The 26,507-nt window shown below is 71.3% G+C and carries 13 protein-coding genes; 4 read left to right on the top strand and 9 right to left on the bottom strand.

Going from position 1 to position 26,507, the window contains the following annotated elements; all coding sequences use genetic code 11:
- Positions 1 to 223 precede the first annotated feature (223 nt).
- The gene (locus ACH4U8_RS13080; protein WP_395777670.1) at positions 224 to 871 is read right to left on the bottom strand and encodes an NAD(P)-dependent oxidoreductase; all 648 of its coding nucleotides are present in this window, start codon (positions 869 to 871) and stop codon (positions 224 to 226) included.
- A 117-nt stretch (positions 872 to 988) separates the two neighbouring features.
- The gene (locus ACH4U8_RS13075; protein ID WP_395777668.1) at positions 989 to 2,410 is read right to left on the bottom strand and encodes an MFS transporter; all 1,422 of its coding nucleotides are present in this window, start codon (positions 2,408 to 2,410) and stop codon (positions 989 to 991) included.
- Between the two features lie 85 nt (positions 2,411 to 2,495).
- Here ACH4U8_RS13075 and ACH4U8_RS13070 point away from each other — a divergent pair, with 85 nt between their 5' ends.
- Both ACH4U8_RS13070 and ACH4U8_RS13065 read left to right on the top strand, forming a co-directional pair.
- Positions 2,496 to 3,221 (top strand): TetR/AcrR family transcriptional regulator, encoded by a 726-nt coding sequence (locus tag ACH4U8_RS13070; protein WP_395777666.1) that lies wholly within the window; start codon positions 2,496 to 2,498, stop codon positions 3,219 to 3,221.
- A gap of 53 nt (positions 3,222 to 3,274) precedes the next feature.
- On the top strand, positions 3,275 to 4,132 hold the full coding sequence (locus ACH4U8_RS13065; protein ID WP_395777664.1) for a LysR family transcriptional regulator: 858 nt from the start codon (positions 3,275 to 3,277) through the stop codon (positions 4,130 to 4,132).
- Between the two features lie 146 nt (positions 4,133 to 4,278).
- On the opposite strand, the gene ACH4U8_RS13060 is transcribed toward ACH4U8_RS13065, so the two are convergent.
- From ACH4U8_RS13060 to ACH4U8_RS13040, 5 genes are all read right to left on the bottom strand, one after another.
- Positions 4,279 to 5,232 (bottom strand): fumarylacetoacetate hydrolase family protein, encoded by a 954-nt coding sequence (locus tag ACH4U8_RS13060; RefSeq protein ID WP_395777662.1) that lies wholly within the window; start codon positions 5,230 to 5,232, stop codon positions 4,279 to 4,281.
- 16 nt (positions 5,233 to 5,248) lie between these two features.
- Positions 5,249 to 6,166 carry an MBL fold metallo-hydrolase gene (locus ACH4U8_RS13055; RefSeq protein WP_395777661.1) on the bottom strand — a complete coding sequence of 306 codons (918 nt, stop codon included), beginning with the start codon at positions 6,164 to 6,166 and terminating at the stop codon, positions 5,249 to 5,251.
- Entirely contained in the window at positions 6,153 to 7,643 is a 1,491-nt protein-coding gene (locus tag ACH4U8_RS13050; protein WP_395777573.1) for an amidohydrolase family protein, read from the bottom strand. Before ACH4U8_RS13050 ends, ACH4U8_RS13055 begins: the two co-directional genes overlap by 14 nt.
- A gap of 3 nt (positions 7,644 to 7,646) precedes the next feature.
- Positions 7,647 to 9,422, bottom strand: a complete 1,776-nt coding sequence (locus ACH4U8_RS13045; RefSeq protein ID WP_395777571.1) for an FUSC family protein — start codon at positions 9,420 to 9,422, stop codon at positions 7,647 to 7,649.
- Between the two features lie 279 nt (positions 9,423 to 9,701).
- The gene (locus ACH4U8_RS13040; protein ID WP_395777569.1) at positions 9,702 to 12,497 is read right to left on the bottom strand and encodes an AAA family ATPase; all 2,796 of its coding nucleotides are present in this window, start codon (positions 12,495 to 12,497) and stop codon (positions 9,702 to 9,704) included.
- Positions 12,498 to 12,675: 178 nt separating this feature from the next.
- On the opposite strand from ACH4U8_RS13040, the gene ACH4U8_RS13035 reads away from it, so the two are divergent.
- Positions 12,676 to 13,587 (top strand): MBL fold metallo-hydrolase, encoded by a 912-nt coding sequence (locus ACH4U8_RS13035; protein ID WP_395777567.1) that lies wholly within the window; start codon positions 12,676 to 12,678, stop codon positions 13,585 to 13,587.
- 23 nt (positions 13,588 to 13,610) lie between these two features.
- Positions 13,611 to 15,101 (top strand): carboxylesterase/lipase family protein, encoded by a 1,491-nt coding sequence (locus ACH4U8_RS13030; RefSeq protein ID WP_395777565.1) that lies wholly within the window; start codon positions 13,611 to 13,613, stop codon positions 15,099 to 15,101.
- Positions 15,102 to 15,820: 719 nt separating this feature from the next.
- On the opposite strand, the gene ACH4U8_RS13025 is transcribed toward ACH4U8_RS13030, so the two are convergent.
- Positions 15,821 to 16,039, bottom strand: coding sequence for an MbtH family protein (locus ACH4U8_RS13025; RefSeq protein ID WP_360324221.1), 219 nt, complete (start codon positions 16,037 to 16,039; stop codon positions 15,821 to 15,823).
- Positions 16,036 to 26,412, bottom strand: coding sequence for an amino acid adenylation domain-containing protein (locus ACH4U8_RS13020; RefSeq protein ID WP_395777563.1), 10,377 nt, complete (start codon positions 26,410 to 26,412; stop codon positions 16,036 to 16,038). Before ACH4U8_RS13020 ends, ACH4U8_RS13025 begins: the two co-directional genes overlap by 4 nt.
- Between the last annotated feature and the right edge of the window lie 95 nt (positions 26,413 to 26,507).

The raw sequence follows: 26,507 nt of genomic DNA, 5'->3' as shown, positions 1-26,507 counted from the left end.
CCGCGAACCGTCGTATCGAGGGCTTGTCGTCGACGGCCCCGGACGCGACCGATCGAGGGAACCGTTGCCCGAGTGTCCTATCGGCTGTGGGCCGCCGCGTGACCCGAGGACCGATCGGGCGCTGGTTCCCGTCGTCACCAGGGCGACACGGCCATCGGCGCGTGCCTCCGCGCCGCCGGTTTCGGGAGCGAGGCGTGGTGACGGGATGGACAGGCCCTGCGGGTCATTCGGCCAGGGTCGGGGCGGCGTGGGACCACCGGTGTTCGTCGAGTTCGCGGGCGATGAAGCGGGCGAGGTCGGTGCGGGTCACCTTACGGCCGCCCTTGGGGTTGCTCGCGTCGAGGACGCGGTAGGTGCCGGTGGGGGGTTCGTCCTGCAGGCGGGCGGGGCGGACGAAGGTCCAGTCGACGGCGCTTCGGCGGACGATCGTTTCCATCAACCGCATGTCGTCGTACAACTCCCGAACCAGCGGAGTGACGAGATTGCGGTACCACCAGGGGAAGTTGGGGTCGCGGTGGTGGACCCCGCCCGAGGTGACGGCGATCAGTCGGGGGATGCCGGCGTCTTCCATCGCGGACACCAGGGTCCGCGCCGCGTCGGAGTAGAGCCGGTTCGCCTGCCGCCCCGGCGGGCCGATCGCCGAGACCACGACGTCGTGCCCCTCGACGGCGGAGCGCACGGCGGCGGCGTCGCGCACGTCGGCCCGCACGACGGTCGACTTCCCCGTGCCGGGCGAGTCCTGCGGGGTCGGGGGCTGCCACCGGGCCGGGTCGCGCACCGCGGCGGTGACGTCGTGGCCCAGGCGCAGGGCCTCCCGGACGACGAGGTGTCCGGTGCGGCCGTTGGCTCCGAAGACGATGACATCGCTCATGTCGGGATCCTCACGTGGTCGATGGGTTGGTACGGGTCACTCGTCGGGTGCGCGGGTGCGACCGAAGTACCGGCTGATCCGGGACGGCCCGGGGCGCAGCCGGGGTCGGTCCGCGGGCTACGCGGCGCGGGACCGCGGCAGCAGGAGCACCAGGGCTGCGCCGACCAGGCAGGTCGCGGTCACCGCCAGTGCGCAGACGACCAGGCCGTCCGCTCCCGGGTCGGGGGCGCCGGCGTCGTGCATGGCGAAGTACACGGTACCCAACACCGCGACGCCCAGGGCCGTGGACAGTTGTTGGAGTGCGTTGAGTGCGCCCGAGGCACTGCCCGCCTCGGCGGGTTCGGCCGCCGCCAGGATCGACTGGACCAGGGTGCCGGACACCAGGCCCACGCCCAGCCCCACGACCAGGGTGGGTATCGACAGCACCCAGGCCGGAGGCCCCGACGCGGCCACCGCGGCAAGGCCGAGCGTGCCGAGCGCCTCGATCCCCAGCCCCAGGTGCAGGAGTGAGCGGCCGAGCCGAACGGCCGCCGCCGGAGCGACGAGCGAGGCAAGTCCGATGCCCGCGGCGAGCGGCGACAGCGAGAGCGCGGTCGCCCACGCGGACCGGCCGAGATCCAGGCGGAGGTGGAGGGAGAGCACGAGCAGCAGTCCGCCGAGGCCGGTGAAGAAGGCGGCGGTGACCGCGAGGCCGCCGACGAACGCGGGTTTGCGCAGCAGGCTCGGCACCAGGACCGGTGAGCGGCTGGTGCGTTGACGTCGACCGAAGGCGGCGAACGCCACGATGCCGGCGGCGATTTCCGCGAACGTCCACCACGGCCAACCCGCCTCCCGGCCCTGGATCAGCGGGTGGACGACGAGCGCGGACCCCAGGGCGACCAGGAGCGCGCCGGGCGGGTCGATCCGCACGAGCGGGTCTCCCCGGTCGGCCGGCATCCACCGCAGTGCCCCGACCACGGTCAGCGCGCCGAGCGGAAGGTTGATCAGGAAGATCAGCCGCCAGTCGAGTCCGGCCGGGTCGAGGGCGATCAGGCCGCCCGCGAGGACCGGGCCGCCGACACCGGCGAGCGCCATCACCGGTCCGAACGTGGCGAACGCCCGGCCGCGTTCGCGTTCGTCGAACACCGCGCTCAGCACGCCGAACCCCTGCGGGATCATCAACGCGCCGAGCGCGCCCTGCGCCACCCGGGCCGCGACCAGCACGGTCGGCGAGGGTGCCAGCGCACATACCGCGGAGGCCACCGTGAACCCGGCGGCGCCCAGGACGAACAGCCGCCGACGACCCCACCGATCCCCCAGCCGGCCGCCGACGATCAGCAGGACGCCGAAGGCGAGCGTGTATCCGGCGGTGAGCCACTGCATGATCGCCGCGCCGCCGCCCAGTCCGGCGCGCACCGACGGGGCGGCCACGTTCATCACGGTCGCGTCCAGCAGGTCCAGGGCCTGCGCGAGCAGCACCACCGCCAGGATCCGCCACCGATGCGGATGGGCGGCCGGCGGTGCCGTAGGGACGGCCGACGTCGAAGCGGGAACGGTCACGGGATCTCCCCATCAGGCTTAACAAACACTGTTCGTCAAGCATCGTGCCCTTAACGAACAGCATTCGTCAAGGTAGGGTGATGCCATGCCGCAAGCCCGCTCGCGCTCCCGCCCCTCGAAACCCATGCTCGGCCTGGACGCCGTACTGGCCGCCACCATGGCGCTGGTCGACGAGTCGGGCTGCGAAGCGGTGAGCCTGCGGCGGGTCGCCCAGGCCCTCGAGACCGGTCCCGCCTCGCTCTACGTCTACGTCCGCGATCGGCAGGAGCTGATGGCGCTCGTCCTCGATCACGCGGTGGCCGACGTGGTCCTGCCCGACGAGGGCGCCGGGGACTGGCGCACCCGCCTCGAACTGCTCGTCGGGCGTATCATCACCGCCCTGACCGGCCACAACGACATCGCCTCCGTCGGCCTGCGGGACGCCCTCCCCGGCCCGCACGGCCTGCGCCTGACCGAGGAGGTGACGCGCCTGCTCCGCACCGGCGGACTCGACGACGACGCCTGCTCCTGGGCCATCGACCTGCTCGGCCAGTACATCTACTCGACCGCCCTGGAGTACGCCGGCGACCCACAGCCCCGGCGGGCCCCCGGCAAACCCTCGCCCGGCGCCGGCCCGACCGGACCCGATACGTTCACCGGCCGACTCGACGCCACCTTCCGGGCATTGCCCGCCGAGCAGTACCCCACCCTGCGGTCCCTGGCCCCGAGCCTCACCGGCGGCGACCGGGAGGCCCGGGCCGCGTGGAAACTCCGCGTGATCATCGACGGCCTGCTCGCCCAACCCCCTGGCCGGCCCACATCCCGAGCGTGACGAAATGCGCCGACCGGTCGGTCCGGCGGCCAGGATCATCGAGGAGACGCGCCTTGGATCTTCGTTCTCTCCACTACGCGGTGACACTCGCGGAGGAGTTGCATTTCGGCCGCGCCGCACGCCGTCACTTCATCTCGGAGCAACCGTTCGGGAAACGTATCCGGCAACTCGAGGAGGAACTGGGGGTGCGGGTCTTCGACCGCACCAGCAGACGCGTCGCGCTGACCCCTGCGGGCGCGCTCCTGATCGCCGATGCCCGGCGTCTGCTCGCCTCGGTCGACGACCTTCCCGCCCGTGCCGCGCGCGCGTCGGGGCGCTCGGTGTTCCGGCTCGGGGTGCTCGGGTTCGGTGCCGCCGGTCTCTGGGAGTCGATGCGGTCCCAATTCACGGCCGAACACCCCGAGTTGGCCATCGAGTACCGTGAACTCGATTTCACCACACGGCACTCCATGCTTCAGGACGGCGTCGTCGACGCCGCCATCACCGGTGCGCTGGAACCCGTCCGGGGCGTCACCCACGACCTGCTTTTCGAATCCCCGCTCGCGATACTGGTCCCGGCCGGCTCGCGGCTCGCCCACCGCGACTTTCTGCCCCTGACCGAGGCGGCCGAACACGACCTGTTGCGACTGGACGGGTTCGGCGACGACGAGACCCTGGCCGGCCGGTTCGGCGCGAGCATTCTCTCCGCGCCGCGGATCGCGAATCCCGCATCCATACCGACGGCGGTCGCGACCACCGGCCGGTTGTCGTTCCACAGCATCCTGGCGCAAACGTTCTACGCCCACCCGGGAGTTGCGGTCATCCCGACCACCGGCACCGTCAGCGTCGTGCTCGCGACCCGCACGGGTGACGAACGCCGATCGGTCGTCTCGATCCGAAAGGCCGCACGCCTCGCCGCGAGTCGCGCCTGACCCCGCTGCCCGGCATCTCGCGGACGCCCGCCGGGACTTGGGCCCCGCGCCGTTGTTTCGTCGGGCGGGGTCCGGCCCGGTCACCGCCCTCTCGCCGCGCGCGGGCGCTCCACCGGCGAGCGCCCGCCTCCTGTCCCATCGACCCCTCAGCCGCGGCGAGCGCGGAAGGCTTCGAAGTCGATGCCGGGGGCCCCGGCGACGACACGCGAGATCTGGCTCCCCAGTCCCTCCGCCTCGATCGAGACCACGTCCCCGGGGGAGAGCGGACGCCTGATGTCCGGTCCGTGCCTCCCCCACAGTTCGGCGAGGCAGCCGCCGCCGCACGTGCCCGACGCGAAGACCTCGCCCGCCCGGACATCCGTACCCCGGGACGCGTACGCGATCATCTGGCCGAAGCCGAAGGACATGCTGCTCACCGTGTCCGACCCGATGACCTCACCGTTGATCCGGGCGGTCAGCGCGATGTCGTAGGAGTCACCACGACGCATCGGCGCGAGTTCGTCGGGTGTGACGAACCACGGGCCGAGGCTGATCGCGCTGTCCTTGCCCTTGGCCGGGCCCAGCGGCAGGGCGAACTCGGCGACCTGCAGATCGCGGGCGGACCAGTCGTTCATGAGCATGAATCCGGCGATGCGCTGCTCTGCTTCGGCGGGCGTCAGATCACGCCCGCCGGCACCGAGCACGACGGCGACCTCCAGTTCCAGGTCGAACGCCGTGCATCCGGGTGGGATGGCCACGTCGTCGTACGGGCCGTGCACCGAGTTCGGATTGGTGAAGTAGAACGAGGGTGCCGCGTACCAGACGGGAGGCACCGGGGTTCGCGCTCCCGCCCGGCGAGCGACGCCCTCGAAGTGCCGCTCGAACGTCATGTAGTCGCGCACGCTGGGAGGTTGGGGCAACGGCGCCCGCAGGTGCGCCTCGGCGCCGGCGACCACCAGGTCCGGGTCTCGCATGGCACGCTCGCCGGCCTCCTCCAGCCGCGCACCGTCGGCCCGCAGGAGGTCCAGCAGCGAAACGCCCGCTTCCAGTACCCGAATGGTCTCCCCGTCGACAACGCCCACCCGTTCGACGCCGTCGTGCTCGATCGTGACGAACCTCATTCCTGTCCCTCCATCGCTAGATCAGGGTGTGCATGGGGCCGTCGTTGTAGGCGATGGCATCGTCGAACGCCCGGCCGTAGTCGACCTCGCGCCCCTCGGCATCCGCACACCATCGGTGCAGGTTGAGCACGATGCGCTCGGTGTCCGGCCAATGCGCGAATTCGCCGAGGTCGAGCGATGCGGCTGCCTCCAGGGGCGTGGCCCCGGCCTTCGAGGCCGCCCGGCCGCACGCGTCGACGAAGTCGTAGTACCGGCGATGGGCTTCGATGTGCACCGCGATCTCGTCACCCGTGAGCACCGGCCCATGACCCGGGACGATGACGTCGGCGCCGAATCCTTCGATCCACTCCAGGGCGCGCCGGGCACCGGAGACGGATCCCATCAGGAGGAGCGGCGTCAGGCCGGCGAAGATCAGGTCCCCGACGAAAAGGACCGAGCGGTCGGGCACCCAGGTCACCAGATCGCCCGTGGTGTGCGCGGGATATCCGGGCGAGTGCACCTCGACCCTGGAATCGTCGCCGACGATGTCCAGACGCTCGTGCACGACGAGATTGGGCAGCCGTTTCGTGACGTTGCCCCAGTCCGGCGTGGGCGTCCAGAACGGCGGACAGTTGTCGAGGAGCATGTCTCGTTCGAGGTCGCGTCGCATGTTCTCGTGACCTATCAACGCGACGTCGCGAGGCAGCAGACTGTTCCCGTAGGTGTGGTCCCCGTGCGCGTGGGTGTTCACCGCCCATTGCAGGCGCGAATTCGGCCTGACCTCGGACATGGCCCGGAGCATTGCGCGGGTTCGTTCCTCGTTGGCGCACGTGTCGACCAGGACGTCGCCGTTCGACGTCCCGACCAGGCCCGCGTTGTTGAGCCACCAGGTGCCGTCCGGCTGGATCCAAGCCCACACCTGGTGGGCGACCTCGTGAAGTTCACCGTGCGACATGTGCGGACTCCTCTTCGTTGTCGATGGAACCGGCCAGGACCGCTTGGAACAACCCGCCGGGCGGTGTTCCCGGCAGCCGGCTTCCGCTTGCGGAGACGCGGCCGAGGATCTGCTCGGCGGAGCGCTCCAACCGCTCGTCGAGCGACGCGCGATCGATCCCGACCAGCCGGCCGTCCCGTTTCACCACGTTTCCGTCGACCAGCACGGTCTCGACGTCGCCGGGCGTCGTCTGGAACACGAGGGTCGATTCGGGGTGCGCCGCGGGACGCTGCGAGCGCCCGGAACCTCCGACGAGCATCAGGTCGGCGCGTTTTCCGACGGTGATGCTGCCGACCAGCTCGCTCAGGCCCATGGCTTCGGCCGCGTTCACCGTGACCCAGGTCAGCGCCTCGTGCGCGGTGACGGTGAGCCGAACCGGGTCGATGCCGGCGGCGTTGAGGGCCTTGGTGCCGGACCAGCGCGCGATGGCGATGCCCAGGCGCAACTGATGGAACAGGTCACCGGAGTTGAAGGAGACGACGTCCGCCGACAGCGTCGGCTTCAAGCCGTGCCGCTTCGCCTGCTCGAACGGGGGCAGTCCCATCCCCATGTTGAGTTCCGTTTCCGGCGAGATGGAGATCTTCGCGTCGTGGCGCGCGAGTGCGGCCCAATCGTCGTCGGACAGCGTGTTGCAGTGGACGTGCACCTGATTCCCGTCGAGGAGGCCGCTCTTGTCGAGTTCGGCCACTCCGGCGGGGAAGGCCCAAATGCACCCGGTATGGGTCACGATCAGGGCATTTCGTGAACGAGCGGCTTCGATTTCGGCTCGCGTGGTCTCCAACGAGGCCATTTCGGTGAGTGCGGCGCCGACGCGGATCAGGTCGTCGTCGCCGACGGTGTCGGCGATCCGATGGAAGTCGGCGATCCGCTCCCGGTGCGAGGCGAAGTATCGGGGCGCCTGGGGGCTGGAATCGAAGAACCCGTAGCCGAACACGCCCCTGATGCCGGCGTCGCGAAGGCCGCGGATGGCCGCGTCGCTGTGGTCGGGCGTGTTGTTGCAGTGCGAGAAGTCGAGCAGCGTCGTGACACCCGCGTCCAGCGCCTCCAGCGCGCCCGCGTAGTTGCCCAGGTGGACGTCATCGGGTGCGTAGGCCGGAGAAATCGTGAATCGAACACCGGAGATGTAGTCACCCAGGGTCCAGTCCCCACACATGCCGCGTATCTGGGCCTGCCACGTATGGCGGTGGGTGTCGATGAACCCGGGGGCGACAATCCGGCCGGTCGCATCGATCACCTCGGCGTCGCCCGCGTCGAGGCCGGAGCCGATTGCCGTGATCACGCCATCCTCGATGAGGATGTCGGCCCCCTCGAGAATTCCGAGACGTTCGTCCATGGTGACGATCCGTCCGTTGCGGACGACGGTCCAACGCTTCGTCATCGCAACCTCCTTCTTGTCTCGCCGGACCTCCAGCCGACCACAACGGTCGCGGGCGATCATCAGTCAAAAAGGTTGCGATCGAGCGGCGGCGGCCGGTGCGTTCGGCGCGGTCGGGAACTCCGGGACCGGGGACCGGGAGGTGTCGGTGGGTCGGACGGAACCGGCGTCGCCGCCGGCCGGCGGAGGAGTTGCCCGTCCGTCCCGGGTGGCCAGGTTCCGGGCGTGGGATGCGGCGGCTTCCACGACTTCGAGCAGGTGACGGGCTCGGGCCCGTTCGGCGCGCCGGGGGTTGAGCGGGTGACCCAGCGGGTGGACCGCTCGGCGGAATGCCTCCAACGCCTGGTCGAGGGCCGCCACTTCGGCGTTCGTCCGCGGCACCGGCTTCGGGTCGGGAACATCCCGCACAAGCCGGTTCAGGGCGGCGAGGAACTCGCGCAGCCGGTCGTCACAGGCGTTGCGCAGTGACGTCGGTACGACCAGGACGGCGGCGAGGATTCCGCAGACGGCCCCCAGGGCGGTCTCCTGGATGCGCAGCGCGAGCAGTTCGGGAGAGAACGTGTGCAGGAGTTGGAGCACCATGCTGAGCGAGCCGGTGATGAAGAACGTCACCGCCCAGTAGCGGCCGGCCGGCGTGTAGAACATGCCGAAGACGCAGGCGAGGAGGAAGGCGACGGCCCAGGACGGGTGTCCGGCCGTCGAGAGGGCCAGGCCATAGCCGAACAGCACCCCGGCGATGGTTCCGATCAGCCGTCTGCCGCTCTGCAGCAGGATGTCCCCGGTGTGCTCGGCGTTGATATGGACGACCCAGGCCGTGGCCACGGCCCAGTACCACAGCCGTGGCGAGAGCAACTGCCCGCCGAGGGTGGCGAGTGCGGCCGCCGCGGTGACCTGGAACGCCTGTCGCGTCGTGCGGCGTCGCGGGCCGGCGAAGCGGACCGTCGCCGGGCGACGCGAGGCACGGTCGCGCCCGTGCCGTCGGGCCGGCCGGGCCGGGCGGTCGGCTGGAGTCCGTGCCTCGTCGCCGACGCGGCGAAGAGCGATGGCGGCGAGGCGTTGTGCGTGCGCCTCCGCACCGATGACCCGATCCAGCTCCGCGGACTCGGGGCCGGGCCGGCTCGCCCGGCCCGCTCGCGGCCGGGCCGGCGCGCCTTCGCGTACGAAGTCCTGGATCAGCAGCGCGCCGTCGTGCAGTCGATCGAGGTCGCGCTCCAGTTTGCGTCGGGCCGCACGCGCGGCCCGGCCCGTTGTCGGCAGCTTCGCCGTGCCCCGGAGGACGGTGTCGCGGCGCCGGTCGAAGGCGGTGCGCAGTCGTCCCAGCGTCGCGGACGCCGGCGCGCGCACGAGGCCGAAGCGGGTGAGCGCGGCGGCGGCGAACGCGATCGCCAGTACCGCCGCCAGTTGCGGCAGTTGGTGGGGCCGGATCCTGGCGAACTGGGTCAGGAAGAAGGCCATGAAGGCGAAGATCCCGAGATCCTGCCCCCACCGTTCGAACCGGCGGACGTAGACCGCGGCGAAGATCAGCAGCAGGAATGCCCCCTTGGCCGCGACCGGGCAGGGGGCCAGGAGTGCCCCCGCCGCCATGGCGACGACCGTCACGGGCAACCCGGCCGACAGGGTGTTCCACTGCCGGCGGGGACGGAGCGCACTGATCCCCAGCGACGTGACCACGGTGGTGAAACCCCCGGCCAGCACCATCGTCGGCGGCTGCCGCAGTGCGGTCAGCGCCGCGAGGGTCAGGGAGAGACCGAGCACGGCGCGCAGGGCCGCGATCAGCCGGAGCAGTCCCGGGTCGGCTGCCGCGAACCGGTCCCACGACAGTGCCCTCTTCTCCGCCGACATGGGATGTTCCGCTCCTTCGTCGTGGCCGGACGATCCGTTCCCGTCCGGCCGTGACAGGGGAGCGCCGGCCGCCGACGGACTGCCGGGGCCGGCTCGTTCCGTCCGCGATGGCATCGGGTTGCGGCAGCGGGGAGCAGACGGGAAGGGGCCGGCCGGGAGGTCACCGGCGTCGTCGCTCCATCGCCGTGTTGCCAGTGTGATCCGGCGGCACGTCTCGCGGTATGCGTCAGGTGACTGCTGCTTCCGCCGCGGGACGCCCGGTCGTCGGGGCCGGCCCGGTCAGTCCCGCTGCCCCGAGGGCGCCGGGAGCGGCCCCTCGATGAGGTCGCGTAGTTGCGAACGGGCGGTGATGCCCAATTTGGGGAAGCTGCGGTACAGGTGCGAGCTCACCGTGCGCGGCGAGAGGAAGAGCTTCTCGCCGATCTCCCGGTTGGTCAGGCCGCGGGCGGCGAGTCGGATGATCTGCTGCTGTTGCGGCGAGAGTTCGGCCAGCGCGTCGGGGGCCGTGTCGGTGACGTCCAGGCCCGCGGCACGGGACTCGCCCTCGGCGCGCTCCACCCAGGGGCGCGCACCCAGCCGCCGGAAGGTCTCCAGGGCTGTGGTCAGCAGCGGGCGCGCCTCGGCGATGCGCCGGCGGCGGCGCAGCCATTCGGCACGGTCGAGCAGGGTCTGGGCACGCTCGAACGGCCAGTGTTCGAGGTCGGGGTCGGCCAGCGCCGCTCGGAAGTACGGTTCGGCGTCCTCCGGGTCCGCGAGGAGTGCGCGGGCGCGGGCGATCAGCGCGGTCAGCCGAGGCGACGCGTCGTCCCCGAGCCGGCGGGCCGAGCGCTCGACGATCGAGGCCGCGTCGGCACGGTGGCCGCTGCGCACGGCGGCGGCCGCAAGGTCCGCCAGAGCCGGGTAGGACGCGTGGTAGTGCACCGGTTCGCCGTCGGCGGTGAAGACCGGGCGGAGCTGCTCGTAGGCGATCTCGTACGCGCCTTCCGCCGCCGCCGCGGCGCCCAGTGCGCGGCGGGCGTAGACGAACACCGAGCGGCTCTCCAGCGGGTCGATCAGCGTGAGCGCGTCGTCCGCCCGGGCGCGCGCGGTGGTCACGTCGCCCTGGAGCGCCGACACCACGGCATCGATGGCGGCCGCGCAGGCCATCGCGTGGTCGAGCCCGACGGCCGAGGCGACGGCGGTCATCTGTGCGCAGGCCGTCCGGGCCCGTTCCCACCTGCCCTGTTCCAGATAGGCCCAGGCGGCGGCACCGCCGAGGCTCTCCGGAAGCGGTCCGTGGGCCGGCCATCGGTCGAGGGCCTCGTCGAAGACGCGTACCGCCAGGGGGGTTTCGTCCAGGACCCAGGCCATGATCGCGACGGCGGCGAGCCGGTCGGGCCGGCGCCGTGCGTCGTCGAGCAACCGCGGCAGTAGGGCGACGAGTTCGGCGCGGGCGTGGAAGGGATCCGACACCGCGCCGATCCAGCCGCGCAGCCGGGCGTCGGGCACGTCCGGGGGAATCCGGCCCAGGATGCGCCGGATCTCCTGCCGCTGGGCGTCCCGGCCGGAGTAGAAGTGCACGACGGCGGCGGCGGCAAGCAGGTCGAGGGCGGCGGCGGGCTGCTCGGTGGCCCACCGGTCGGCGGCGTGGGTCAGCCGGGCGAAGACCACGGTGTGGCGCGTGGTCAGCGCGGCGAGCCGGCCGGCGGACAGGGCGACGGAGGCCGACAGCGTGGTGTCGTCGGTGCGTTCACGTGCCGCGGCGGCCAATTCCTCGACCCAGGCGATGTCCCCGGTGAGTACGGCCGCCTCGGCGGCCGCGACGAGCAGTCGGGCGCTGTCCGCGCGCCGGGGCGTGAGGTCCGCGGCGCGCTGGAGCGCCTGTGCCGCCGCCGCGTAACCGCCGCGACGACGGGCCCGGTCGGCGGTCTGCTCCAGCGCGGCCGACACGAGCGCGTCCGGCCCCGGGGAGGCGGACGCGAGATGCCAGGCGCGCCGGTCCGGCTCGTCGCGGAGCATCTCGGCCAGCGCCAGGTGCGCGGCGTGCCGGGCGTCGAAGGTCGCGGCGTGGTAGACGGCCGAGCGCATGAGCGAGTGTCGGAAGCGGAGGTGGCCGCCGCTCCTGCGTACCAGTCCCACCTCCTCGGCGGGCCGCCACGCGGTGTCCTCGGCGCCGGGCAGCCCGGCGGACGCCACGGCCGCCGTATCGGACGTGTCCATGGCCGCCAGCAGCAGCAGCGCATGCGAGGTGGACGCGGGAAGTCCGGTCAGCCGGTCGGCGAAGATCCGCTCCAGATGCTCGGAGAGCGGCAGCGGCCCGGCGGGCGTCTGCGACTCCGTACCGAATGCGGCGGCGGCCCCGGCCAGTTCGACGAGCCCGAGGGGATTGCCCTGGGCCTGATCGAGGATCCGGGCCCGGACGCGCCCGGTGGGGCGCTGCGGCTGCCGATCCAACAGCCGGCCCGCGACGGCGGTGTCCAGCGGCCCGAGGTCGAGCGGCGGCCGGGTGTGCTCGAAACCCGGCAGCGGATCGCCGGAACGGACCCCGACGAGCACCGTGACCGGCTCCGCCTCCATGCGGCGGGCGGCGAAGGCCAGGGCGTCCGCCGACGCCCGGTCGAGCCATTGGGCGTCGTCGAGGACCAGGAGCAGCGGCCGCTCGTCCCCCAGGTCCGACACGAGGGTCAGCAGGGCGACGCCGACGAGCATCGGATCCGGTGCCCGCGTGGCGGGTTCGCGGCCCAGGGCGCCCCCGAGAGCCGCGCGCTGCCGCTCGGGCAGCCGGTCCACCCGGTCGGGGACCGGCCGCAACAACTGGTGCAGTCCGGAGAAGGCCAGGCTCGCCTCCGCCCGGCTTCCCTCGGCGCGCAGCACCCGGACACCGGCGGCCCGCGCTCGCCGCGCCGCAGCGTCCAGAAGCACACTCTTGCCCATTCCGGGGTCACCGGTGAGTACCAACAACCGCTCACCGTCCGGCGCCCGATCCACCGCACGAAACACGCGTGCCAGCTCCGCGTCCCGACCGACGATCGGCTCGTTCGCCGACACCGAATCCGGTCCACCGGCCGGGCCGGAGGCCATTGTGTGCTCGTCCACGGAGACTCCAGGAATTGCGGGTCCGTCCGAGCCTTCCGCTCGCGCCGTCCGACCCAGGCTACAAGCGTCGAAGCCCGCCCCGCCCGCGTGCAGGCAATTGCAGTCACGTTACCGATACCGGTCCTCTGCGGGCCCGCCGTACGGTTTCGAAAAGCATCCGACTACGCAAGGATTTCCAATGGATCAGCTCGATCTCGGAAACGTATCGGTCACCCGGGTATGGGAATACTTCGGCTCCGTCGAAATGACGCCCGACACGTTCTTCCCGGAAAGCCCGCAGGCCACCTGGGACGACGGCGCGGAATGGCTGGCCCCGCATTTCCTGAATTCCGAGACCAATATCGTCAATTCCGCGCTCCAGACCTGGGTGCTGCGCAGCGAGGGCAAGACCGTCCTCGTGGACACCGGAGTCGGCAATCACAAGGAGCGTCCGTACGCGCCGGTCTGGAGCCGGCTCGAGACGGACTTCCTGGCCAATCTCGCCCGCGCGGGTGTCGAGCCCGAGGACGTCGACATCGTCGTCAACACCCATCTGCACATCGACCACGTGGGCTGGAACACCTATCTCGACGGGCGGAACTGGGTGCCGACCTTCCCCAACGCCACGTATCTGATGCCGAAGGCCGACTTCGACTACTGGAATCCGGCGAACAACCACAAAACGCTGTTGGGCCGCGGCAACCAGAACGTCTTCGAGGACAGCGTCGCCCCGGTGCACGAAGCCGGCCAGACGCTGCTGTGGGACGGGACCCACCACATCGACGCCAATCTGCGCCTGGACCTGGCTCCCGGGCACACCCCCGGATCCTCGGTGCTCACCCTCGAGTCCGGGTCGGATCGGGCGGTGTTCGTCGGCGACCTGCTGCACAACCCGGTGCAGATCCTGGAGCCGGACACCAACAGCTGCTTCTGCGAGGACCCGGCCGGCGCCCGCGCCACCCGGCACAAGATTCTGGGCTGGGCGGCCGACCACAACGCATTGCTCGTCCCCGCGCACCTGGGTGGCCACGGCGCCGCCGAAGTGAGCCGCGAGGGAAGCAGGTTCGCCATCAAGGGCTGGGCCCCGTTCACCCCGTACCAGCAGGGCTGACACCCGCAGAAAGGTCGATTTCCGTGAACCACCGCCCCGAACGCGTCGTGACCACCGCACAGGGAGCCGTCCGCGGGCTGCGCCGAGACGACGCCGACGCCTTCCTGAACATCCCCTATGCCGCTCCCCCCACCGGCGCCGCCCGGTTCGAGCCGCCGCGGCCGCACGCCCCCTGGGACGACGTACGCGATGCCACCACCCCGGGGCCCAACGCGCCGCAGTCCGAGCGCAAGCTCGGCAGCGTGGACATGACCCCCTACTTCGGCACCGGCTGGAGCCGCGGCGAGGACTTCCTCACCGTCAACGTCTGGACGCCCCGGGCCGCGGACGGCGATCTGCCGGTCATGGTCTTCGTGCACGGCGGCGGCTTCGTGGCCGGCTCGACGCGGTCGGCGATGTACGACGGCTCCGCCTTCGCCCGCGACGGCGTCGTCCTCGTCACCCTCAACTACCGGCTCGGCATCAGCGGTTTCCTCGACATCCCCGGCGCGCCGGCCAATCGAGGACTGCTCGATGTCGTCGCCGCCCTGGGCTGGGTGCGCGAGAACATCTCCGCCTTCGGCGGTGACCCGGGCAACGTGACGCTCTTCGGCCAGTCGGCCGGCGCGACCGTCGTCGCCGGCGTGCTGGCCACACCGGCGGCCGCGGGTCTGTTCCGGCGGGCGATCGTCCAGAGCGGCAGCGGCCTGGGGGCGTTCACGACCGAGCAGGCCGCCCGGGTCACCGAGGCCGCAGCCGACGCCCTGGGCATCGAGCCGCGCGTCGAGGACTTCGCCGAGATCTCCGACGAGCGCCTGGTCGAGGCCGCGGGCAGGCTCGCGGGCATCGACCTGCGGACCGAAACGCACGGCGACCCGCTGATCGGGCTCAGCCCCTTCAGCCTGGTCCTCGACACCCAGCCCGCCGAGGCGGTCGCCGCCGGCCTGAGCGCCGACGTCGATCTCCTGGTCGGGATCAACTCCGAAGAGGGCAACCTGTATCTGGCCCCCGTGGGCAGGTACTCCACCTCGACCGCCGCCGATGTCGATGCGGCCGCCGCCGCCTCGCACCCGGATCCCGACAGGCTCGTGGAGGTGTACCGCACGGCGCGCCCGGGGGCCTCCTTCGGCGCCCTGCGCTCGGCCATCATGGCCGACGCGCTGTTCGGCGCGGGAAGTCGGGCGCTGGCCTCCGCGCATGCCGCGCACCCCTCATCGGCGACGTACGGCTACGAGTTCGCGTGGCGCTCCGAGGCCCTGGACGGGGAACTCGGCGCCACCCACGCCGTGGAGCTCCCCTTCGTCTTCGACCTCACCGGACTCCCCGGCCTGCACGGGCCCAACGCGCTGCTCGGCCCCGAGAAGCCCCCCGCGGACCTGGCCGCCCGGATCCACGACACGTGGATCCGGTTCGCCAGGACCGGCGACGCCGGCTGGCACCCGTACGACAACGAGCGCCGGGCCACGATGCGGATCGACAGCGAGTGGACGCAGCTCGACGACCCGCACGGCCGGGAACGACAGGTCTGGAGCTGACACTTCGGTCTCGGTCCTCTCCCTGACGGGAGGACCGGACGGACCGGACGGGCCGGATCGGACCGCATGCCGACCCCCGCCACTGCTTCGAGTACTACTTCAAGGACGACACCGTCATGAGCCGAACCATCATCACCACCCCGGACGCCCCGACCCTGCCGGCCCCGCTGTCCCAGGGCGTACGCAAGGGCCCGATCCTGCAAGTCTCCGGCCAACTACCCCTCGACCCCGCGACCGGCGCGGTCGTCGGCGCTCGCCGATCTCGCGGACGCCCTCCTGGAGGTCTCGGAGTCCACACCGACCCCGCTGGACTGGGAGTTCGACGCCACGGGCCGGCGGCAACGCGCCGGCGTCGACCTCGGCGGCATCCGGTACACCGTGTTCGTCCACCGGGACGATGCCGCTCCGCGCGAGGACGCGACGGACCGGCACCATCCCCCGCTCCCGACGCTCCGGGCCGGGTGGATGTGGCGCCTGGACGCCGGATCCCCGGACGGCTCCCCCGACGGATATCCCTCCCACGGCTGCGGCCCCTACCCCTGCGCCCCGGCGGCCCGACACGCCGCCGAGTGCGCGATCACCGCGCCGGCCGCCGGTCGTTGCCACCCATAGGGCTGTGCGGTACGACGGTGGCGGGGTCCTTCCCACGCCTTGGAAGGACCCCGCCGTCACACGAATCCCGCCGGCCGCCGCGTTTCGCGGGTGATGCGACGCCGGTCCTATTCCCGGGTGTTCGTGGCCTCGATGAGGGATTTGGGGCGCATGTCGGTCCAGGTACGGTCGATGTATTCCAGGCAGGCCGATCGGGTGTCCCTGGGGTGGGCGATGCTCCAGCCTTCGGGCACGTCGAGGAAGGCGGGCCACAGGGAGTACTGATTCTCGTCGTTGACCAGCACGAGGTAGGTCGCCTCGTCGTCCTCGAACGGGTTGGTGGTCATGTCAGCCTTTCGGTCGGTGCGCCCCGGAGGGCACTGATCGGCGCATCGCCGGCGGAGTGGCGTGCGGCGATCCGGTCGAGGTGGGCCGCGAGGACGGGTCCGATGTGGGCGAGCGGGCCCGGCTGGGTCATCCGGTCGTGGCGGGTGTCGACATCGTGGCATTCGATCCGGCCGGTGAGATACGGCTGCCACGCGGCAGTGATGTCGGGGAGGTGCGGGGGGCGGTCGACGGTGGCGTTGAACAGCAGCAGGTCGCCGTCGAACACACCGGGAGTGAAGGCGTGTGCGAGTCGGTTGTCACGGGCCAGGTTGGCGGTGACGGCCTCGATGTGGTGTGGTTCCAGGCCGACCGGCGCGCCGCCGTGTTCGCGCAACAGGCGCACAGCCTCCGCACCGGTCATCGGCTCGGGAGGCAGCGCGTCCGGGTCGAGGCCCAGGAAGAGGGCCAGCGTGCCGCGGACGGTGGGGACGGCCGACGCGTCGTAGGGGAGCCCGCACAGGGGATTGACGTCGAGGATCGCCAGCAGCGCGGTGTCCTCGCCGCGTTGGCGCAGTTCGACGGCGATCGCGTGTGCGATGAGGCCCCCCATGGACCAGCCGAGGATTTGGTACGGGCCTCGGGGTTGGATTCTGCGGATCTGTTCGGTGTAGTCGGCGGCCATCTCTTCGACGCTGCCCGGGTGCGGCCCGTCGGGGCGGGTCAACGTGCGGGCCTGGATCGCGTACACCGGGTGTTGCGGGTGGACGTGCTGCAGCAGCCCGCTGTACGACCAACTCAGGCCGCCGCCGGGGTGGATGCACCACAGCGGCAGCCCGTCCCCGTGCGGACGCAGCGGCAGCACGGTCTCGAACGCGCCATCGGGCCCATCGACGTTCAGCCGCTCCGCCAGGCCGGCCGCGGTGGGTGTCTCGAACAGGGCGTGCAGGCCCGGAGTGACGCCGAAGGTCTCTCGCACACGCGTCATCAACCGCGCGGCGAGGAGGGAGTGTCCGCCCAGGGTGAAGAAGTCGTCGTCGACATGGACTCGTTCCCGGCCGAGGACTTCGGCGAACAGGTCGCACAGCAGTTGTTCGTGCGGGGTCCGTGCGGGTTGCCCGCCGGGTCGGGGCTCGTCGTGTTCGGGGGCGGGCAGTGCGGCGCGGTCGGGCTTGCCGGTGGAGGTGAGCGGTACGGCCTCCAGGGTGACGAACGCGGCCGGCATCATGTAGTCGGGCAGAAGCTGCACCAAGTGCCGCCGCAATTCCTGCTGTTGCGGGGACCGTCCGGGGGCCGCCACCAGATAGGCGACGAGGCGCTTGTCGCCGGTCCGGTCCTCGCGGGCGACGACGACGGCCTGAGTCACGTCGGGGTGCGCGGTCAACGCCGTCTCGATCTCGCCCGGTTCGATCCGGAACCCGCGGATCTTGACCTGCTCGTCGACGCGCCCACAGAACTCCAACCCGGCCCCGTCCGTACGCCACTTCACCAAGTCGCCGGTACGGTACATCCGTTCCCCGGACGTCCCCAGCGGGCAGGCCACGAAGCGTTCGGCGGTCAGGGCGGGCCGGTTCGGGTAGCCGCGGGCCACCCCCGGACCGGCCAGATACAACTCCCCCGCCACACCGGGCGGCAACAACTCCAAGCCGACGTCCAGGACATAGGCGCGCATGCCGGGCATCGGCCGACCCAACGGCAGCGGCCGATCGGCGGCGATCACGGCTTCGAGCCGATGGTAGGTGGCGAACGTCGTCGCCTCCGTCGGACCGTACACATGCACCACCGCGGTGCCCGGGCAAGCCTCCTGGACCCGCGCGGCGGCCGACGGCGAGACCACGTCGCCACCGGTCCACACCTCACGCACACCGGCGAAACAATCCGGTCCCTGATCCGCGATCAGATGGAACAACCCACAGGTCAAAAACAACGCCGTCACCCGATGACGGGCAATCACCTCGCGCAGGACGCCCGGGTCCAGGACACCGGGTGGCGCCAGGACGACCGTGCCACCGTTGAGCAACGGCACCCACAACTCGTAGGTGGACGCGTCGAACGCGGTAGGCGAGTGCACCAACACCCGCTCGTGCGCACCACCACGCCAGGTCCGAGCCGACGCCAACGCGACCACGTCGTGATGGGTGACCGCGATGCCCTTCGGCTCACCGGTCGAACCCGACGTGAACATCACATACGCCAGATCACGCGGGTGACAGGCGACGTCCGGGGCGGTGGAGCCGTGCTGCTCGCGATCCAGGGCACTCAACACGTCGGCGGACAACAGCAGCACCGCGTCGGTCCGGCGCCGGATCAGATCGACGCGGGAAGTCGGGAAGCGCGGATCCAGGGGTACGTACACCGCACCGGCCTTGACCACCGCCAACACGGCCGCGACCAGGTCGGCGGAGCGTTCCAGCGTGACGGCGACGGTGTTCCCAGGGCGTACCCCCCGGCCGATGAGGGCGTGTGCCAGGCGGTTCGCCCGCTCGTCCAGTTCCCGGTAGGTCACGGCGGTGCCGTCGCCGGCCACGGCCACCGTGTCCGGCGCGGCCCGCACCCGCTCGGCGAAGAGTTCGGGGAGGGCGCGCCACGGCACGGCGTCGTCTTTCGCGTCGGGTTCCGCGGTACCGGGCCGCAGTTCGCGTCGCTCGTCCGGGGAGAGCAGGTCGATGCGGCCGATGGGTGCGTGGGGATCGGTCACGGCCGCCCGAAGCAGGCGGGTCCATCGTGCGATCAGCGCGTCGACGGTCTGTTGTTCGAACAGGTCGGTGGCGTATTCGACCAGGCCGGCCAAACCGGCCGGATCGCCGTTCGGGCCGTACTGCTCCGCCAGGCTGAACGTGAGGTCGATCCGGGCGGTTTCGGTCGTCACCGGCTCGGGGGCGGTGCGCAACCCCGGCAGGGCGAGGTCGCCCATCGGCGCGTTCTGTAGCGCCAGCAGGGTCTGGAAGAGGGGATGGTGTGCCAACGTCCTGACCGGGTTGAGCTCTTCCACCAGGTGCTCGAAGGGGATGTCCTGGTGTGCGTAGGCGGTCAGCGCGTTCTCCCGGACCCGGCCGAGGAGTTCCGCGAAGGACGGATCCCCGGAGGTATCGGTCCGCAGGACCAAGGTGTTGACGAAGAACCCGACCAGGTCGTCGAGGGCCTGGTCGGTACGCCCGGCGATGGGACTGCCGATCGGAATGTCGGTACCCGCACCCAGACGCGTGAACAGCGCGGCCAGTCCCGCATGCAGCACCATGAACAGACTCGCGCCGTGTGCCGCAGCCAACTCACGCAGACCGTGATGCAGCGCCGCGTCGAGGTGCACCGAAATCGTGTCGCCGCGCAGTGACGCCACGGCCGGGCGGGGGTGGTCGAACGGCAACGCGAGCCGATCCGGCAGACCCGCCAACGCCCGCCTCCAATAGGCGAGTTGACCAGCCGCGACACTCTCCGGATCCGCCGCATCCCCCAACAGATCACGCTGCCACACCGTGTAATCGGCATACTGCACCGGCAACGGACCCCACCCCGGCCCCTCACCACGACAACGAGCCGCATAAGCCACCGACAGATCCCGCATCAACGGACCCAACGACCACCCATCCGCGGCAATGTGATGCAACACCAACAACAACACATGCTCATCCACACCCGACACGAACAACCGCGCACACAAAGGCGGCTCCGCCGAAAGATCGAAAGCATGACGAGCAGCCTCCGCAAGCCGAACCCCCAACTCCCCCACACCCACCTCGACCACCGGCACCCGCACACAACCCCCCACCTCCCCCTCCCCCAACACCCGCTGACAAGGCACCCCCTCCACCTCGTCGAACACCGTCCGCAAACTCTCGTGCCGCACCACCACATCCACCACAGCCCGCTCCAACGCACCCCGATCGAGCACACCCGACAAACGCAACGCCAACGGAACGTTGTAGGTGGGGCTGGGACCTTCCATGCGGTGGAGGAACCACAACCTTCGTTGCGCGAACGAGAGCGGCACCGCCCCGAGCCGCGGCACCGGCACCAACGCGGGACGCACCCGGCCCGCAGTGTCGAGGCGGGCCGCGAGAGCGGCGACCGTCGGGTACTCGAACAGGGTGCGCAGTTCCACCTCGGCGCCGAGGACAGCGCGGATCCGGGCGATGACACGGGTACCGAGCAGGGAGTGCCCGCCGAGAGCGAAGAAGTCGTCGTCGGCACCGACCGCGGGCAGCCCGAGGACCTCGGCGAACAACCCGGCCAGCAACTGCTCGTGCGGGGTGCGCGGGGGTTGTCCGCCGGGTCGGGGGTCGTCGTGTTCGGGGGCGGGCAGTGCGGCGCGATCGGGTTTTCCGGTGGAGGTGAGTGGTACCACGTCCAGGGTCACGAAGGCCGCCGGCACCATGTAGTCGGGCAGCCGTTCCCGCAGGCACACGCGCAAGTCGTCGTGACTCGGGGTCTGTCCGGGGGTCGCCACGACATAGGCGACGAGGCACCGATCGCCGGTCCGGTCCTCGCGGGCGACCACGACGGCCTGAGCCACCTCGGGATGCGCGGTCAACGCCGTCTCGATCTCGCCCGGTTCGATCCGGAACCCGCGAATCTTGACCTGCTCGTCGACGCGCCCACAGAACTCCAACCCGGCCCCGTCCGTACGCCACTTCACCAAGTCGCCGGTACGGTACATCCGTTCCCCCGCCGGACCGAACGGGCAGGCCACGAAACGTTCGGCGGTCAGGGCGGGCCGATTGGGGTAGCCGCGGGCCACACCCGGGCCGGCCAGGTACAACTCCCCCGGCACACCGGGGGGCAGCAGGCCCAGACCGGCGTCCAGGACGTAGGCGCGCATGCCGGGCATCGGCCGACCCAACGGCAGCGGCCGATCGGCGGCGATCGCGGCTTCGAGCCGATGGTAGGTGGCGAACGTCGTCGTCTCGGTCGGGCCGTAGACGTGCACCACCACCGTGCCGGGACAGGCATCCTGGACCCGGGCGGCGGCCGACGGCGAGACCACGTCGCCACCGGTCCACACCTCACGCACACCGGCGAAACAATCCGGTCGCTCATCCGCGATCAGATGGAACAACCCGCAGGTCAAAAAGAGCGCCGTCACCCGATGACGGGCAATCACCTCGCGCAGCGTGTCGGCGTCGAGCGCCCGGGTCGGCGCCACAACGGCCGTGCCACCGTTGAGCAACGGCACCCACAACTCGTAGGTGGACGCGTCGAACGCCGTCGGCGAGTGCACCAACACCCGCTCGTGCGCACCACCACGCCAGATCGGGGCCGATGCCAACGCGACCACGTCGTGATGGGTGACCGCGATGCCCTTCGGCTCACCCGTCGAACCCGACGTGAACATCACATACGCCGGTTGCCGATCGAGCAGCGGCGCACGGAGGTGCGCATCGGCAGGATCGGTGTCGGGGGATTCGGCGAGTTCCCGCTCGGTCTCCTCGTGACCCAGGACCAGGCGCGGCAGGCCCGGGCCGGTGAGGGTGCGGGTCGCGTCGGTGTCCGAGCCGGTGAGCAGCAACGCGGGGTGGGCGTCGTCCAGCATGAAGCGCACTCGTGCCGCCGGGTATCGCGGGTCGATGGGGAGGTAGGCGGCGCCGGCCTTGAGCACCCCCAGGATCGCGGTGACCAGTTCGACGGAGCGAGGCAGGGCGAGCGCGACGACGTCCTCGGGGCCGACGCCGCGGGCGATCAACGCGTGTGCGAGCCGATTGGCACGAGCATTCAGCTCGTCGTAGCTCAGTTCCTCCTCCCCGCTCACCACGGCCACCGCGTCCGGGTTGGCGCTCACTCGCGCCGCGAACAGTGCCGGGATCGTCCCCTCCGGGACCTCCGCCGCTTCCGACCCGGCCGCAACGACCAACTGGTGGCGTTCCTCGGCGGAGAGCACGTCGACGCCGCCGATCGGCGCGTCGGGAGCCTCGGTGACGGCGCGCAGCAGCCGAAGCCACCGCGCGACCATCACCTCCACGGTGGCGCGGTCGAACAGGTCGGTCGCGTACTCGGCCACGCCGGTCATCCCCGCCGGCTCGCCGGCTGCGCCGAACCGCTCGAACAGGTGGAGGCTCACGTCGAACTTGGCGGTGCCCGTGTGTACGGGTGTCGCGGTCGCCTTCAGCCCGGGCAGGGCCGGGTCGTCCCAGGGCGCGCCGTGCAGCACCAGCGCCGTTTGGAACAGGGGGTGGTGTGCCGATGTCCTGGCGGGATTGAGTTCCTCCACCAGGTGCTCGAAGGGGAGGTCCTGGTGTGCGTAGGCGGTCAGCGCGTTCTCCCGGACCCGGCCGAGGAGTTCCGCGAAGCTGGGATCACCCGAGGTGTCCGTCCGCAGGATCAGCGTGTTGACGAAGAACCCGACCAGGTCGTCCAAGGCTTGATCGGTACGCCCGGCGATGGGACTGCCGATGGGAATGTCGGTACCCGCACCCAGACGCGTGAACAGCGCGGCCAGTCCGGCATGCAGCACCATGAACGGACTCGCGCCATGGCAGCGGCCGAGGTCGATCAGGGCGGTGTGCAGCGGGGCGTCGATTTCGATGGCGATGTGCTCGCCGCGCAGTGACGCCACTGCCGGGCGGGGGTGGTCGAACGGCAACGCGAGCCGATCCGGCAGACCCGCCAACGCCCGCCTCCAATAGGCGAGTTGACCAGCCGCGACACTCTCCGGATCCGCCGCATCCCCCAACAGATCACGCTGCCACACCGTGTAATCGGCATACTGCACCGGCAACGGACCCCACCCCGGCCCCTCACCACGACAACGAGCCGCATAAGCCACCGACAGATCCCGCATCAACGGACCCAACGACCACCCATCCGCGGCAATGTGATGCAACACCAACAACAACACATGCTCATCCGCACCCGACACGAACAACCGCGCACACAAAGGCGGCTCCACCGAAAGATCGAAAGCATGACGAGCAGCCTCCGCAAGCCGAACCCCCAACTCCCCCACACCCACCTCGACCACCGGCACCCGCACACAACCCCCCACCTCCCCCTCCCCCAACACCCGCTGACAAGGCACCCCCTCCACCTCGTCGAACACCGTCCGCAAACTCTCGTGCCGCACCACCACATCCACCACAGCCCGCTCCAACGCACCCCGATCGAGCACACCCGACAAACGCAACGCCAACGGAACGTTGTAGGTGGGCCCCGGGCCCTCCAGGCGATCGAGAAACCACAATCGTTGTTGCGCGTACGAAAGCGGCACCACCCCGAGCCGCGGCACCGGCACCACGGCGGGGCGCGCCTGCCCGGCGTCGCGCAAGGACGCGGCGAGACCGGCCACGGTGGGGCTCTCGAACAGATCGCGTAGCTCCGCCTCGACCCCCAGCAGTGCGCGGACGCGGGAGACGAGGCGGGTGGCGAGCAGGGAGTGCCCGCCGAGGGCGAAGAAGTCGTCGTCGGCACCGACCGCGGGCAGCCCGAGGACCTCGGCGAACAACCCGGCCAGCAACTGCTCGTGCGGGGTGCGCGGGGCCCGACTCGAACCCGCCCCGCCGACCGGCCCCGGCACGGGCAGCGCGGCTTGGTCCAGCTTCCCGTTGACGGTCAACGGCACCGCGTCCAGGAGCACGAACGCCGCCGGCACCATGTAGTCGGGCAGCCGCTGTTCGAGATGCTCGCGCAGGTCGACCGGCCGCAGTACGGTGCCGGGCGCCGGCACCGCGTAGGCGGCGAGGCGTTTGTCCCCGGGGTGGTCCTCGCGGGCGACGACGACGGCCCGGGCCACGCCGGGGTGCGCCGTCAGCGCGGTCTCGATCTCGCCGGGTTCGATCCGGTGGCCGCGGATCTTGACCTGCCGATCGGCGCGGCCGCAGAACTCCAGACCGCTGCCGTCGACGCGCCATCGGGCGAGGTCGCCGGTGCGATACATGCGCTCTCCCGGCGGGCCGAACGGGCACGCCACGAAGCGTTCGGCGGTCGGGCCGGCCCGGTTCAGGTAGCCGCGGCTCAAGCCTTGACCCGCGATGTACAGTTCGCCGACGCAGCCGGGCGGGAGGGGTTGCAGACCGGCGTCGAGGACGTGGACGCGGGTACCGGTGATCGGCCGGCCGATCGGCGGTGTCCCGACCGCGTCTGGGGTCAGCGGGTCGCTGATGGTGGCGCAGACGGTGGTCTCGGTCGGGCCGTAGGCGTTGATCATCCACCGGCCGGGAGCCCAACGGGCCACCAGGTGGGGCGGGCAGTCCTCGCCGGCGACGCCGATGTTCCCTGCCGACACCGCGTCCGGGGACAGTGCCGCGAGGACGGACGGGGGCAGCAGTACGTGTGTCGCGTTCAGGTGGGGATCGGTGAACACGGACAGTGGGTCGTCGGCCGGGGCGAGCACCAGCGCGGCGCCTGCGGTCAGGGCGGCGCACAGGTCCCACACGGAGGCGTCGAAGCTGGGTGAGGCCGCATGCAGGACACGGCTTTCGGTATCGATGCCCCACCGCTCGGCCGGTGCCGCGGCCAGGCCGGGAATGCCGATGTGGGTGACGACCACGCCCTTGGGGGTGCCGGTGGAGCCGGAGGTGTAGATGACGTACGCGGGGTGGCGGGGGTCGACGGCCACACCGGGGTCGGTGGCGGCACGCCCTTCGCTCATCGCGACCACCGTCGCCGCGGTGTCGATGCACACGGCGGGGCGGGCGTCGTCGAGCAGGTACCGGATCCGCTCGGCCGGATGCGCCGGGTCGACGGGCAGGTAGGCGGCGCCGGCCTTGAGCACCCCCAGAATCGCGGTGACCAGTTCGACGGAGCGGGGCAGGACGAGGGCGACGATGTCCTCGGGGCCGACGCCGCGGGCGATCAGGGCGTGCGCGAACCGGTTCGCCCGCGCGTTGAGTTCCGCATAGCTCAGGTTCTCCCGGCCCTGTACCAGCGCCACCGCGTCCGGGGCGATGCGCACGCGCGTCTCGAACAGTTCCGCCATCGCGACAGCCGGGAGTCCGACCGCCGGGGCGTCGTGGCCGGCCGACAGTTCGCGGCGTTCGTCCGGGGTGAGGAGGTCGAAGGTGCCGATGGGACGTTCCGGGTCGGCGGTGGCCATGGCGTCGAGCAGGCTCAGCAGGCGCTGCTGGTGGTCGGCCAGGTCGGCGTCGCCGTACCGACCGGGTGCCCCCTGCAGTTCCAGGTGCATGCCGGTGCCGTCACGCCGCTCCACCGCCCCCAGCGACAGGTCGGCGGTCGCTCCGCGGGCAAGGTTGCGGATGGTGCAGGGATGTCCGCCGAAGGTCAGCGGCCTCCCGAACGACATGACGTTGACCGCCAGCGAGAACCAGGTGTCGCCGGCGGCGGGCAGGTCCAGCTCGCGGGCCAGGTCCTCGCCGCGGTAGCGCTGGTGCGGCACCGCCCGCTCCACCGCCTGATCGACCTGGGTGAGCAACTCGGCCAGCGGCATGCCCGGATGCACCGTCAGGCGCAGCGGCACGACGTTGGCCAGCGTTCCCGGAATCGTGAGGAGCCGGCGGTTCGCGCGGCCGGTGACGACCAGACCGATCACCACGTCCCGCTCGCCGGTCAGCCGGTGCAGGTAGACGGCGGCCAGCGCGACGACGAATCGCGACCTCGACACCCGGGCGCGCCGGGCCGCTTCCCGTAGTGCCTCCGGCCGTGCCGGCGGGCGCAGTTCGGTCCTGTGCGCGGTACCCGCGAGCGGATGCCCGTCGCCCGGGCCATCCTCCCCGTGCGCGAGGTCCGGTCGCGCTGGCACCGGCACCGATGCCGGGCGATCGGCGAGCAGCGCCGCCCAGTAGTCGCGGTCCGCGGCGTAGTCCGGCGAGGCCCGGTAGTCCAGGTCGGCCTGCACCAGATCCGCCAGTGCTCCGAAGGGTGACGGTGCGATCGGCTCGCCGGCCACCAGGCTCGTATAGATCTGGGCCAGGCGCTGCACGACGAGCGAGAATCCGAAGCCGTCCATCACGATGTGGTGGCTGGTGCCGTACCACAGCCAGCGTTCCGCCCCCAGCTTGATCAGGGCGCAGCGGAACAGCCGCCCCCGGGGCAGGTCCATCGGGACGGCCATGTCCGCCGCCATCCAACTCCGGGCCGCCGCTTCGGGATCGGCCCGATCGCTGACGTCGACGCCCACCGGTGCCCACTCCGGATCCGGGTCCACGATCTGCACCGGACCGTCCTTCGCGGGCCGGATGCACACCCGGAGCGCCTCCGCCTCGTCCAGCACCTGCCGTACCGCCGCCTCGAACAGCGCCGCGTCCACCGGCCCGTGGATCTCCACGCACTCGGCGACCCGGCCTTCCGAACCGCCGGGCGCACGCTGTTCGGCGAACCACAGTTCGCGCTGGGCGGCCGTCAACGACAACGTTCGGGGCTCGGGATCGGGGGCCGAGGCACGGCCTGTCTCGGCGTTTTCGTCGGTCTCCGGATCGGGGACGAACACGGCTGTGTCACCGGGGCTGGACATCGGAAACCTCCCAGGGGCTCGGACGTGGTTGTGCTCCGGCCGACCGGTCACCACGCCGTGACAGCCACCACACACATGTCCCATTAGAAGTAACT

The organism is Embleya sp. NPDC020886 (assembly GCF_044333915.1).
Taxonomy (GTDB): domain Bacteria; phylum Actinomycetota; class Actinomycetes; order Streptomycetales; family Streptomycetaceae; genus Embleya.
The sequence above is the reverse complement of the archived record's forward strand: the minus strand, read 5'-3'. Positions and strand labels throughout refer to the sequence as shown.